Here is a 13,421-nt window from a genome sequence, read left to right on the forward strand (position 1 = left end):
TGATTTATACTGTTTTTTTGAACAGTGCTTTGATGGCTATGTCAGATCGAATTAGAAAAATTATTCATGTCGATATGGATTGTTTTTATGCTGCCGTAGAGATGAGAGATAACCCCAGTTACCGTGGCATTGCACTCGCTGTTGGCGGACATGAAAAGCAGCGTGGAGTGATTAGCACCTGTAATTATGATGCGCGTAAATATGGTGTTCGCAGTGCAATGTCAACGGCGCGCGCGCTGCAACTCTGTCCTCATTTGTTGGTTGTGCCCGGTAGAATGCATGTATATAAGCAAGTCTCTCAGCAGATTCGTGCTATTTTTGAGCGTTATACGCCTATCATTGAACCTCTCTCATTGGATGAAGCATACCTCGATGTCACGGACTCGACAGCTTGCCGTGGCTCCGCTACGTTGATCGCAGAGTCAATTCGCCGCGATATCTGGAGTGAACTTGGGTTGACGGCATCGGCGGGCATTGCTCCGATAAAGTTTCTTGCCAAGGTCGCGTCAGACATGAACAAGCCCAACGGTCAGTTTGTGATTCCGCCAGAGAAAGTCCAAGAGGTTATCGATAGTCTTCCGCTAGAGAACATTCCTGGTGTGGGGAAGGTGAGTCTTGAGAAGCTCCACCAAGCCGGTTTTTATCGATGTGAGGACATTAAAAACAGTGACTATCGAGAGTTGTTGAGGCAGTTTGGTTGTCAGGGTGCCTCCTTATGGCAGCGAAGCCATGGAATTGATAATCGAGAAGTCGTTGTTGAGCGCGAGAGAAAGTCCGTCGGTGTGGAAAGGACATTCAGCCAGAACATCGCAACCTATGATGAATGTTGGCAAGTGATTGAGGAGAAACTTTATCCTGAACTCGAGAAACGTTTAGAGCGTGCAAGCCCAGATAAGTCGATTATTAAACAAGGTATTAAAGTCAAATTTGCCGACTTTCAACTGACAACAATTGAGCACATCCATCCGCAATTAGAGCTTGAGGACTTCAAGATCTTGCTAAGAGATATTCTTAAACGCCAAAATGGACGGGAAATTCGCCTTTTAGGCTTGAACGTGATGCTCAAGCCCGAAGACCAAGCGCGTCAATTGAGCTTTTTTTAGGCCCTTACCGTTTCTACCTGCGTTAATACCTGCTCAAAACTTACATTTGCCATTGCACCATAACCTGCTAGCTTTGAGGCTTTTAGCTGGCTAATCAAAGGAGTGCTGATTCCGCACAAGAAGCGAGCAACGGCATCATTACTGATGGCCGATGGGGAAAGCTGAATAAACTCCCGCGCCCATATCGATACTTGAGATTGTTCAATATCTTCAGGTTCTGGTGCTGTGAATGTGGCGACGTGACCACGACACACGGAGCAGTGACCACATTGCTTTGGTGCATCGTGATCCGCAAAGTAGTTCGCCAATTGTGAGCTCAAACAGTGCTCGGACTGGAACAAGTGCAGCATGGTGTGGATTCTTTCGATATCTTTGCTTTCTTTGGATTGGAACAGTTCATACAGTTGTTGGATTAAAACATCCGAGCTCTGTTTGGTTGGCATAACTGAGTACACGTCCGTCAGTTGTTTGCTCTCTAGTTCTATCCAGCCGTTCTGGTGAAAATAGTCGAGCGCTGCGACAACTCGGCTGCGTTCCGATTGATAGTTCATCCATAGCGCTTCTAGATCAACTTGGCACCACACTTTGGCTTTTTGTGAGCAGGAAAAAATAGCCTCCACAAATTGACGTCGCTCGCCTTGAAATTGATTCACAATAAATTGCTGATCGTGCAAAAACTTAAACCGATATTCCGCAAAGTAACTGTACTTTGCTTCAATGACGTTATGTAGCTCCAAATAAACCAACAAGGTTTTGAGTGGCAATTGGCGGATATTACTTTCACGCGACAAACGCAGTGGCACTACCTCCCATTGTGGAGCATGTTCTTTCGCTTGCTCGACTACATAGTTAATTGACGTAAATTCTGGTGTGTCACCATAGACAAAATTCTCCAACACCGTTAGGCCGGACGTATTGCCTAGCAGAATGCACTCCGAGCGTTGCCCGTCCCTGCCTGCACGTCCAATCTCTTGTGCGTAGTTCTCGATTGATTTGGGTAAGTCGAAGTGAATGACGCGTCGAATATCAGATTTATCGACCCCCATACCAAATGCAATCGTTGCAACAATACAGTCAATTTGGCCATCCATGAACTGCTGTTGGATTTGTTCACGAACGTCGCTTTTCATGCCAGCGTGGTATGCGTGAGCGTTAATGCCAATATGGATTAATGACTTTGCTACTCGTTCTGCTGTTTGCTGCTGCGTCACGTATACGATGGTCGGAAGTTTAGGTGAAGAGGCGATGATCTCACTGAGCTGTTCTTGTTTCTTTGTTTCCTCACACGGGATCACCGAGATATCCAGATTAGAGCGGTAGAAGCCTGTAACGGTAATATGTTCACTGGAAATATCGAACTTTTTTTGCATGTCTTCAATAACTGCAGGCGTTGCCGTTGCGGTGAGAAGTAAAGACTGTGGGATGTTCAGTTCACGTTGATATTGCGGTAGTTTGAGATAATCTGGACGAAAGTTATGCCCCCATTCGGAAATACAGTGCGCTTCATCAATGACCATCAAAGAAATTGGTACTTGGCGAATGAATTCACGAAAACGCTCATTTTTTAGTCGCTCAACAGAAATCATCAAGATTTTGATTTGTCCATTCTTCACGCCAGCCATGACCTGTTGTGCTTCTTCTCTACTTTGACTGCTATCGATAGAAGCGGCCGCGATTCCTTTACTTTGTAAAAAGCTCAGTTGATCCTTCATTAACGCCAACAACGGAGAGATCACCAACGTAAGGTTGGGTAATATGGTTGCAGGTAGTTGATAACAGAGTGACTTCCCCGAGCCTGTAGGAAAGATTGCCGCAGCAGAGTAACCATTCATAACGGCTTCAATAACGGGTTGCTGACCTTGGCGTAATGAGTCAAAACCAAATACAGATTGAAGTGTTTGATGCAGCGAGTCACTTTGCATAATAGGGAAACCTTTCTTTGATGGTAAACTTGGCTACATTAACACACCCCGAATACTAAACGCGCGTCCTAAAAGTATGAACAAAGCTGACTTAGTCCAAATTATCATCCAACATCTGGAAGAAAAACTTCAAGTTGCCCATTCATCGGCTCAGCGAGCTATCGATGCCGCCACAGATGAAGAAACTGTTCCCGAGCACAAGTACGATACATTGGCACTTGAAGCCGCGTATCTTGCTCATGGACAAGCCATGCGAATTCAAGATAGTGAAGAGGAGTTGCGTCAATATCGTTCTTTAGTGACTCGTAACTTTAAGAATGCGCCTGTTGGTGTTGGTGCTTACGTTGTTCTCGCAGATGAGAATTTGATCGAAAAGCACTTCTTTGTAGGCCCTTGCTCTGGTGGTTTGACTGTTCAATATCAGACTCTGGAAGTCTTTGTCTTAACAGCCAAATCTCCTCTGGGTCGAGCGTTGTTCGGGAAAGAAGAGGGTGATGAGGTTGACGTGAAAATAGGAGATAAAACAACTTGTTACGAAGTCGTGACGATTTGCTGACATCTCATGTATCACTCAGTGTTATGTTTAACACGAGTAATGTTAAATAAAAGAGAATGACATGAAAAAGCTTTTTACACTCTCATTGCTGATGGTCAGTGCTACTGGTTATGCAGCGCAGTGTCGTGTGGACATCAATAATGAAGTCCGTATGGATGGGCAAAGCTTGGAAATTCGCCAAACGACAGGTGATAAAGCTGTCGTGGATGAGGATAACAACCTCTTCATCAAAGGTGAGCTAATTGAACTCAATGCCGACCAAAAAGCGGCAATTGAAGACTATCGCGAAAAAATGAACGCGTATATTCCACAAGCAAAGCAATTGGCGAGTGATGGTTTAGCGCTTGCGAATGATATTATTGATGATGTTGCGGAAAGCCTCGATGCACCTGGTGCGTTTGATAATGTAAAAGTCGCAGTAAAGGACTTTTTCGCTGATGTTGAATCACGTTACTACAAAGATGGTGATTTCATCCTGCCTGCGGAGAGTTTTGAGTCTATGACACAAGGGTGGACTGAAGACTTTGCAAAAGCACAAGAGATCTTCAATAAAGAGTTTTTAGCCAGTTCGTTGGATGCTTTATCGAAAAAAATGAAGGAAGAGGGAGGGATAAACCTCACTGCATTATCAGAGAGTATGGCTGAACTCAGCGCGAAAGTAGAAGAGCGTTTAGCCGAGCATTCGAAAGAGGTAGAACAACAAGCAGAAGACTTGTGCGATTCGCTGGATGACATGGCAGGGCAAGAAAACGATCTGTTGAAGAAAATCCCTGAGCTAAAAGATTACCGAGTATTTACGATTTAATTACTCATTAAAAAGCAAAAACTCGATGAGATAAAGAAAGAGAGCACTATTGTGCTCTCTTTGCGTTTTACTCGCTTATTCTTTGATAGCTTATTGCGCATTCATCTCGGTGAGTTTATCGCCGACAGGTTTTGAGAAGTTAAAGCCATCATGCTGATCCCAGTTGATAGACCATGTCATTACCCCTGCATAATTCGGGTAATGGTACGCTGGTTTAACGGTGCCACATGAAGTGCCTTTGGTTAAACAATCTAGTGCGTTGATAATATTCTGTGTTGGAGCCTGCCCTGAATTTGCCGAGCTAGGACCTGAAGGTAAACCGATTGCGACTTGATCATCGCGCAATGGTGCAAATTGAGTGCCGTCGGCCAACTCAAAACCTTCGATAAGCATTTTAGATTGCGCTACCATCATATCCACAGAGCCTTCTGGTGCACTGCCTGGCAGGTATGGGTTTGGCAAACCGCCGTTGTTATATAACTGGACGTGAAGCAAGTCGAGCGTGCTGCGTGTCTCGTTTATCACAGGAATGTAAGCTCCCCAAATACCGCTGTAAGCCACATAGCCGCCTTGAACATAAGGGTGCTCAGGCGCCATGGTTAGGTACATATCTCCACCCATGTTTTGCTCTATTTGAAGCAAAGCACGACCAAGGCGAGCTTGAATTTGCGAGCCATGAACTAAGTTAGAACCACTCTCTAAATCCACATCTAGACCATCAAAGCCCCACTCAGCGATAAGACCTGTTAGGCTAGAGACAAAGTTGGCTTCATCTTGGTCGGTATTCAGCGTAATCGTGCCTTCTGCGCCGCCAAGAGAGAGAACAAACTTCTTACCTTTAGCTTGAAGCGCTGCCATGTCCTGCTTGAATTGTGTTGGATCGAGTGCTGGACAATCGCTGTAAATATCGCCTGAATATAGATTAAAGTGCACAGTGCCATCACTGTTGCGATCATTTTCAGCAAAGGCAATATCAATCACATCCCAAGCATCTGCCATATCTGCTAGACGAATTGGACAGCCCGCACCATTTACAAAATTGTGCCAGTAACCGATGAGTTTATGGCGTTTCTCTACTTGCTCAACCACCGTTATTGCTGCGGCGTCAGACAGTGCATTGCTTCCTGACAAATCCACAGCTTGGGCGCTAACTGTAAAGTTACCAAGTGCAGTTGGTGTCCAGTTGGCTGTGTAAGGTGCTGTGGTATCGGTTGCAACAATAGAGCCGTTGATCATGAAATCAACGTGTTTAATGCCTGAAGTTAAAGACGTTGCATCGGCGCTTAATGCGAGACTTTTGCCTAATCCGACGGTTTGACCGCTGCTTGGTGAAGTCAGAGAGACGACCAAATCTTTATCGCTGACTTCCACACCAACCAGGGACTCTGACGTGTTGTTATCATTATCGGTTGCGACGGCTTTAAGCTGGTTAGCGCCAATAAGTGTGGCGTTCCAAGTAACGGAATATGGCGCTTGAGTGGTGACCCCTAAGCTGGTGTTGTTCGCAAAAAACTCAACTTGCGTGACTGTGCCATCAGCATCGCTTGCGTTTGCCGTGATTTCGTTATTGCTGCCAGCGAGCACGACTTGTCCATCCGTTGGTGCCGTAATGGTAACTTGCGGTGGTGTCGAACAAGCACCTAGGCCACTCCAAGCATCTTGCCAGTATAGCCCTTCACCAGGCTCGTAAGCCCATGTCGCATCCGAGGAGCACCAACCAGCAACATCACAACGATATTTTTGGTTGAAGTGAGAAATCAGGTCGCCAGCTTGATAACTTGTGCCTGCCACATAAGGTACTGCATCTGCACATCCGCCCGTTCCGGTTTCTGAATTACTAATAACCAGCGCTACTTCTTGGCTCATCGTTGCGAGGTTTGTATCATCAGTCGCTTGTGCTTTGAACGAGTATGTACCTGGACTAGCGGTCCATTGATATTCGTAAGGTGCGCTAGTATCAATGGCGACAGATTGATTGTTTACGAAGAACTCAACTTGTGTGACCACACCATCAATATCGTCAGCTTGAGCGGCTACGGTTAGGTTATCGCCTACATTAAGCACTTCTGTGCCTACTGGGCTTGTCAATGAAATGCTTGGTGGCGGTAATTCGACTTGTGGTTGAACTTGGATAGAAATCGTCGTGGTGCTAACAGCTCCCTCATTATCTGTCGCAATTGCGGTCAATTGCGAGATCCCTTCAATAGCTGTCCAAGAAGCTTCGAATGGTGCTTGAGTTACCACAGCAACGGTTTGGTTGCCTGCAACAAACTCAATTTGTGTGATTTGGCCATCTTCGTCAGTTGCGTTGGCTAACAAAGTGATCGCACTGCCTTCGGGAATTTGTGCGTTGTTTATTGGAGAGGAGAACGACACCGTTGGTGATAAATTGTTGCTTCCACCATCACATTGCCCTAACGCTTTCCATGCTTCCCAAGATCCTGAGTTGGTCACGGGATCATTGCCTTGCGTCCAATATGCAGCCTCATAAGCGGCTCCTTGCGTTTTTACTAAAGCGCCCGATGTATAAGTCGCAGTGCTGTCCCAGTCGGGTAAACTTTGACAGTTATAGGCTTGAGCTTGGTAGCTGGCGCTGAGTGCTACAACCATCGCTCCGTGAAGTAGGGTGACCTTCATTTTCCTCTCCTTGAATCATGGGTATAAATGAGAACAGAGTAATAACTAGCTGATAAATAGACATTAGGGGGAAAAAGCGAAGCACAATATTCTGCTTTTCGACACAGTATCACGAGGAACAGTTCGTCCCTTACACCAGAGCTCATTATTTTTCGGCTCACTTCACGGCAGAAGGATTGGTAAAATTCAGCCACGTAAAACGAACAACAGTCGCGAGGCTTTTGAGCGATGAATATGAGATGTACGTTAAAATTTACAAGCTGAATGACTACAAATTGTTTCAACTGTCGAGGATTTAACCGAGGTGCTCTTGTTGAATAGTGAATATTGCTATAGTGTACTAGTTAGCTAGTTCAATGATATTTTTGTGTGAGTAGTATGACACAGCAAACCTCTTCTCAGCCTCGCGAGCATTTTGGCTCTCGTCTCGGGTTCATCTTAGCTGCCGCAGGTGCCGCAGTTGGCCTTGGCAATATTTGGGGCTTCCCAACTCAAGCAGCCAGTAATGGTGGCGGTGCTTTCCTGTTAGTTTATTTGGTGATGATTCTTATCGTCGCATTTCCGATGCTGGTGGTTGAAATGGCGATTGGTCGCCATGGTCAAGCCAACCCTGTAGACAGTATGCGTGCAATCACAGATAACCCTGCCGGTAAAAAGCTCGGCGGCATTGTGGGTTGGATTGGTTTAAGCGTACCAAGCGCTGTCTTAGCGTTTTATTCAATTGTTGGTGGTTGGTTGATCTGCTTTTTACTGGGTGCAATCACAGATCTAATGGGGTTAGAAGCTGCAACTCAATGGCTAAAGGGCTTTAGTGTTGAACGTAACTTGTTCGGAACCATTACTTTTTATGTACTGACGATTCTCATCGTACAAGGTGGCGTAAAACAAGGTATTGAGAAGTGGTCCACACGTTTGATGCCAGCATTGTTTGTTTTGTTTGCTCTGCTATTTGCTTACATCATGACGCAAAACGGTGCGATGGAAGGTCTGAAACATTACCTAGTGCCGGATTTTGAAAAGGTATGGGACCGCAAGTTGATTCTTGCTGCAATGGGACAGGGCTTCTTCTCGCTTACGATCGGTGGCTGCTCAATGTTGATTTACGGATCTTACTTGAGTAAGAAAGAAAACCTACCAAAGATGGCGATGAACGTGACCATGGTAGATACTGCCGTTGCTTTCATTGCAGGGTTAGTGGTGATGCCAGCGATGTTTGTAGCAATGCAAAAGGGCGTTCAAATCTATGCAGAAGATGGCTCTCTCTTAAGCTCAGATACGTTAGTGTTTACGGTATTGCCACTAATGTTTGATAGTTTAGGTTTGCTTGGTCAATTATTCTCTATTGTGTTCTTCTTATTGTTGACGATTGCGGCGCTAACGTCTTCCATTTCAATGTTAGAGTGTCCAGTGGCTTTAGTGAGTGAGCGCTTCAATACTAAGCGCAGCGCAACGAGCTGGGTTTTAGGTGGTCTCATTGCTTTGTTCAGTGTGGTGATTGTTTATAATTTTGGTGCTCTATTTGGTATGGTCGCGACGGTTGCTACTCAGTATCTACAACCAACCGCTGCGCTCTTATTCTGCTTATTTGGTGGTTGGGTATGGAATCGCAACTCAAAAATCAAAGAGCTTGAGCAAGGTTGCCCGGAGTTTACGCAAGGTTGGTTTGGTAAGTTATGGCCTGCGTATGTGAAGTTTGTATGTCCAATTCTTGTGGCGACAGTCATCTGGGCTTCATTTGGCTAACCGAGACGTCTATCGAATAAAAGAAAAGGGCTTGATGGTAACTCATCAAGCCCTTTTTCATATTGGTTATTCTCGTTTCGGTTATCCGCCAAGCATGGTGTGGATTAACGGAATTGTCCTGCTTCTGGAAGAAAGTCAAAACCAGCAGAAGCCAGTTTTGTCTCCAGTGCTGTGCGCTCGATATCGAAGAAAGCCACCAGTTTGTCCAGATCACCTCCGAAGTCATCGCGTAGCTTCATATTCACAATGCTCATCAGCATGACAGGGTCCATGGATTCAAAGTTCGCTAGATTCATTACTTATCCTCAAAATCTGAAATCAGTAGGTTTGCCGCAGCAAATGCCGCTTTTTCACGCACTTCTTTAGGCAGGGACTCATCCGCTGCAACATCGTTCAGTGCTTTAACTGCACATGAAATTGCTTGGGGAATATAAGCTTGATCGCCACTACCAATCTGAGCATAAAGCTCACGAACCAGTTCACAACAGCCGTATACTTGCATGTTTTCTTTCCACTAAATGATAACTTATCTCAATATACACACAGCGGATTTGAAACTCAAAGTACAGAGTTGTTTTGGCTCAAGTTGAAGGTTTGCTTGAGCGAGATTTAATCACTGCATTTGTGCTTCTAACTGCTGAGTGACTTCTGGTGAAAGTTGAAGTTGTTTTGCTAGTTCTTGCAGATACGCTTTTTCCATAAAGTTTTGTTCATCAGCGACGATCAAAGACGCCAGGTAAATTTCTGACGCTTGTTGAGGAGAGGTCGCCTGATTAGCAATTTCAGCAGGATCAAGCGGTTTGTTTAACTCTTGCTGAACGAGGTGACGAACGTGCTCATCTGCGCCCATATCCGCGAGAGCTTGTTCAATGCGCGCCATTTCCTCTTCATCAACGTGACCATCAGCTTTTGCAGCTCCAATCATTGCTTTTAAAATTAAGACACTGTGTTTACTGTCATCGGGGTCAAAGGTTTCTTGAACACCTTGACCGGATTGCTTGGCTTGCCAGTCGTTATACACTTTGTAGGCCAAGGCTCCAAGCGCAGCTGCGCCACCGACTTTTAATGCGCTTGACCCTATTTTTTTAGTCATTTTTTTACTTTTCTTTGAGCCCATCAGCATACCGATGAGGCCTCCGCCTACAGCACCTGCTCCTAGCGTTTTTAGGCTACTTGAATTTGATGAGGATTTGATGTTGTTGGTTTGTTTGCCCAATGCATCTGCACCTTGCTTAAGTAAGTCTGATTTGAGTGCTTGGTTTAGAAGACTTTTTAAATCCATAACTGACCTCCTTTAGATGATGAAATCAGTTTAATAGCAAGAAGCTGAACCAAAGATTAACAAAGTGAATAGTTCGAAAAAGGTGGAGGGGGGCGTTGAGCTGTAATAAAAAGGGCTGACCGAAGCCAACCCTTTTTAACTATTTGAAACTACCTCAAATGCGAACTCGTCTAGTGCTTACTTTAGTTGAGCTTTTACGTGCTCAACAATGTCAGTCATTGCGACTGCTGTTTTCTCACCAGTAGCACGGTTCTTGTATTCGAAGTTGCCTTCTTTCATTGAGCGGTCACCGATAATAATGGTATGCGGTACACCAATAAGCTCCATGTCAGAGAACATTACGCCTGGGCGTTCTTTACGGTCGTCAAATAGCACTTCGATGCCCATTGCTGTTAGCTCAGCGTACAATTTCTCAGCGGCTTCTTTCACTTCTTCTGACTTGTGCATGTTCATTGGAACGATCGCTACCTGGAATGGTGCGATTGCATCTGGCCAGATGATGCCGTATTTGTCGTGGTTTTGTTCAATAGCAGCCGCTACTACGCGAGTGATACCGATACCGTAACAACCCATTTCTAGGATGACGTTCTTACCATCAGGACCCAGTACACCACAGTTCATCGCTGCGGAGTAAGCGTTACCTAGTTGGAAGATATGGCCAACTTCGATACCACGCTTAAGCTGGATAATGCCCTTGCCACATGGGCTTGGGTCACCTTCCACAACGTTACGTAGGTCTTCAACTTGACCAAGCTCTACATCACGACCCCAGTTAATACCGAAGTAGTGTTTGCCATCGATGTTCGCGCCCGCACCGAAGTCGCTCATTACCGCAACGCTGCGGTCAACAATGAACGGCAGTTTAAGGCCAACAGGGCCAAGTGAACCAGGGCCTGCACCGATAAGCTCACGAATTTCTTCTTCAGATGCCATTTCCAGTGGAGCTGCAATCTGAGGAAGGTTTTCTGCTTTCACTTCGTTCAGTTCATGATCACCACGAATAATAAGCGCGATGATTGGCGCATCAACTTCGTCAGATGCTTTCACAAACAGTGTTTTCACTGTTTTTTCAATTGGTAGTTCGAACTGCTCAACCAATTCAGCGATTGTTTTCGCGTTTGGCGTATCAACCAACGTCATTTCTTGTGTTGGTGCCGCAGCCTCAGAGGCTGGAGCTAGTGCTTCTGCTTTTTCAATGTTTGCCGCGTAATCTGACTCGCTAGAGAATGCGATGATATCCTCGCCGCTTTCAGCCAGTACGTGGAACTCTTGAGAGCCGCTACCACCGATAGCACCGCTATCTGCAAGTACAGGACGGTAATCCAGACCCATGCGATCGAATGCTTTACAGTAAGCATCGTGCATTGCGTCGTATGACTTTTGTAGGCCGTCTTTATCAATGTCAAAGCTGTACGCATCCATCATTGAGAATTCACGTGAACGCATTACGCCAAAACGTGGGCGTCGTTCGTCACGAAATTTAGTTTGGATTTGGTACAGGTTTAGCGGAAGCTGTTTGTAAGAGCTCACTTCATTGCGAACAAGGCTAGTGATCACTTCTTCAGCGGTTGGGCTAAGTACAAACGGACGAACATGACGGTCAGTAAAGCGAAGTAGCTCAGGGCCCATCTTTTCGCTGCGGCCTGTCTCTTCCCATAGTTCAAACGGCTGAACAACGGGCATCAAAGTTTCGACTGCGCCTGCATTGTCGATTTCTTGACGAACGATGTTTTCGACTTTACGCAGTACACGTAGACCAGTAGGTAGCCAGGTGTATAAACCTGAAGCCAGCTTACGGATCATACCTGCACGTAGCATGAGCTGGTGGCTCACTACTTCTGCGTCGTTTGGAGTCTCCTTCAGAGTAGAAAGAAGATAATTACTGGTACGCATTAAATTTATCCGTTTATTTAAGTTAGATACTCAAGCTTGAATAAGCAGGAGTATGGGAGTTCCCTAAAGGGAAATTTGTTAGCCGTCTATAATATCAGCCAATTGCGTTTGTCAAAAGCTTTCAATAGCGGTAACCGTTATTAAGTTGCTTGTTGCTGTGAACTTTACGTTCAAGTCGAACAAATTTACCGCATATTCTTTGTCGTCCGGCTTGTTTTTCTTATATGCAGGGCGAGGATCTTGTGCCAGAACTTGTTCAATGACTGATCTTACATAGTCAGTATCGGGTCGATTTTCTATCGTTGCTAATGCTTGAGCAGAAAAGGTGACTTGTGACTTTTCTGGTTCTTGGTCTGCGTATCCGCCTTGTGCTTCCGAAATAGAATCCGAATAGGGAATATAAGGCTTAATATCCACAATCGGTGTCCCATCCACGAGATCTACACTGCCTAAATCAAGATAGATTTGATCGCCTTGCTTAGTGACTCCTTTCACTTCAACGGCTGACATTCCGATTCCGTTTGGACGGAAAGTCGAGCGCGAGGCAAAGACACCAATTCGTTCATTGCCGCCTAATCGTGGCGGACGTACAGTTGGTTTCCAACCAGCTTCCAGATTCTGATCAAATAGAAACAACAACCAAACGTGAGAGAACTGTTCTAGCCCACGCACTGCTTCAGGGCTATTTGCTGCACCTAACAGTTTTACGCGTGCTTTAGCCTCTGGTACTAAGCGTGGTTGGCGCGGAACTGCAAACTTTTCTTTGTACGGTGTCTCAATGACGCCGATGGGTTCGATGGAATACATGGTGGACATCTTTAAGAATTCATTGAGATGAAAAGTATCACAAATTTCTCTTGCTTTTCTTGTTGATAATGATTATTAATTAAAATGTTATAACATAACAATTCAATTAAAAGGAAAAGTATTATGAAACCAGGAATCCACCCTGAATATCGTCCTGTGGTGTTCCACGACACCAGTGTAGATAAGTACTTTGTCGTTGGTTCTACGTTGAAAACGGAGAGAACCATAGAATGGAAAGATGGCAAAACTTACCCTTACTTTACGTTAGATGTGTCGTCAGCTTCTCACCCGTACTACACCGGTAAACAGCGCGTTGTACAAACCGAAGGTCGCATTGCGAACTTCAACCGTCGTTTTGGTCAATTTAAGAGCGAAAAGGAATAAATCATGAAGGTAGTAAAATCATTAAAAAGTGCAAAAAGTCGTCATCCGGATTGCCAGATTGTAAAACGGAGAGGGCGTCTTTATGTCATTTGTAAAACGAACCCGAGATTCAAAGCTGTGCAAAAGTAATCAACCTGCATATATCTAACTTATGGTTTTGTTTAATTGATAATATTGAGTTAATTATCTTACATGGATGAAATATCTACATTTTTATTCAATGTTGGTTATAAATGCCTCTGTTCGTCACAGTTTGTAACATTTAGGGCTTTTATTTGACCTTCTACTC

General features: G+C 45.0%; 13 protein-coding genes. 6 read left to right on the plus strand and 7 right to left on the minus strand.

What is annotated here, in order from left to right:
• Window positions 1-38 precede the first annotated feature (38 nt).
• Entirely contained in the window at window positions 39-1,103 is a 1,065-nt protein-coding gene (dinB, locus tag R7M72_RS10670) for a DNA polymerase IV (RefSeq protein ID WP_411913717.1), read from the plus strand.
• Here the strand turns inward: dinB and R7M72_RS10675 are convergent.
• Window positions 1,100-3,025, minus strand: coding sequence for an ATP-dependent DNA helicase RecQ (locus R7M72_RS10675; protein WP_005380279.1), 1,926 nt, complete (start codon window positions 3,023-3,025; stop codon window positions 1,100-1,102). The genes dinB and R7M72_RS10675 overlap by 4 nt on opposite strands.
• Window positions 3,026-3,101: 76 nt before the next feature.
• On the opposite strand from R7M72_RS10675, the gene R7M72_RS10680 reads away from it, so the two are divergent.
• Window positions 3,102-3,581, plus strand: coding sequence for a GreA/GreB family elongation factor (locus R7M72_RS10680; protein WP_005380280.1), 480 nt, complete (start codon window positions 3,102-3,104; stop codon window positions 3,579-3,581).
• 61 nt (window positions 3,582-3,642) lie between these two features.
• Window positions 3,643-4,386 (plus strand): YggN family protein, encoded by a 744-nt coding sequence (locus R7M72_RS10685; protein ID WP_005380283.1) that lies wholly within the window; start codon window positions 3,643-3,645, stop codon window positions 4,384-4,386.
• Window positions 4,387-4,476: 90 nt separating this feature from the next.
• Here the strand turns inward: R7M72_RS10685 and R7M72_RS10690 are convergent, their stop codons facing one another.
• The gene (locus R7M72_RS10690) at window positions 4,477-7,023 is read right to left on the minus strand and encodes an Ig-like domain-containing protein (RefSeq protein ID WP_053304077.1); all 2,547 of its coding nucleotides are present in this window, start codon (window positions 7,021-7,023) and stop codon (window positions 4,477-4,479) included.
• Window positions 7,024-7,401: 378 nt separating this feature from the next.
• Between R7M72_RS10690 and R7M72_RS10695 the strand changes: the two genes are divergently transcribed.
• Window positions 7,402-8,766 carry a sodium-dependent transporter gene (locus R7M72_RS10695; protein ID WP_005391763.1) on the plus strand — a complete coding sequence of 455 codons (1,365 nt, stop codon included), beginning with the start codon at window positions 7,402-7,404 and terminating at the stop codon, window positions 8,764-8,766.
• A gap of 104 nt (window positions 8,767-8,870) precedes the next feature.
• Here R7M72_RS10695 and R7M72_RS10700 read toward each other — a convergent pair whose 3' ends face one another.
• From R7M72_RS10700 to tsaA, 5 genes are all read right to left on the minus strand, one after another.
• On the minus strand, window positions 8,871-9,062 hold the full coding sequence (locus tag R7M72_RS10700) for a DUF4250 domain-containing protein (protein WP_005380289.1): 192 nt from the start codon (window positions 9,060-9,062) through the stop codon (window positions 8,871-8,873).
• Window positions 9,062-9,268: a YaeP family protein gene (locus R7M72_RS10705; RefSeq protein ID WP_005391765.1), complete on the minus strand. Its 207-nt coding sequence runs from the start codon at window positions 9,266-9,268 to the stop codon at window positions 9,062-9,064. The genes R7M72_RS10700 and R7M72_RS10705 overlap by 1 nt, the downstream gene beginning before the upstream one ends.
• Before the next feature lie 111 nt (window positions 9,269-9,379).
• Window positions 9,380-10,048, minus strand: a complete 669-nt coding sequence (locus R7M72_RS10710; RefSeq protein ID WP_005380291.1) for a tellurite resistance TerB family protein — start codon at window positions 10,046-10,048, stop codon at window positions 9,380-9,382.
• 177 nt (window positions 10,049-10,225) lie between these two features.
• Complete coding sequence (locus R7M72_RS10715) at window positions 10,226-11,941, minus strand: proline--tRNA ligase (RefSeq protein ID WP_025768238.1); 1,716 nt, start codon at window positions 11,939-11,941, stop codon at window positions 10,226-10,228.
• 111 nt (window positions 11,942-12,052) lie between these two features.
• The gene (gene tsaA, locus R7M72_RS10720) at window positions 12,053-12,748 is read right to left on the minus strand and encodes a tRNA (N6-threonylcarbamoyladenosine(37)-N6)-methyltransferase TrmO (protein WP_025768239.1); all 696 of its coding nucleotides are present in this window, start codon (window positions 12,746-12,748) and stop codon (window positions 12,053-12,055) included.
• A gap of 123 nt (window positions 12,749-12,871) precedes the next feature.
• On the opposite strand from tsaA, the gene R7M72_RS10725 reads away from it, so the two are divergent.
• Entirely contained in the window at window positions 12,872-13,132 is a 261-nt protein-coding gene (locus R7M72_RS10725) for a type B 50S ribosomal protein L31 (RefSeq protein WP_005380295.1), read from the plus strand.
• A gap of 3 nt (window positions 13,133-13,135) precedes the next feature.
• A complete protein-coding gene (ykgO, locus tag R7M72_RS10730; protein WP_005380299.1) occupies window positions 13,136-13,261 on the plus strand; it encodes a type B 50S ribosomal protein L36 in 126 nt (41 codons plus the stop codon).
• Window positions 13,262-13,421 lie beyond the last annotated feature (160 nt).

Source organism: Vibrio sp. YT-18 (assembly GCF_033337345.1).
Classification (GTDB): Bacteria; Pseudomonadota; Gammaproteobacteria; order Enterobacterales; family Vibrionaceae; genus Vibrio; species Vibrio alginolyticus.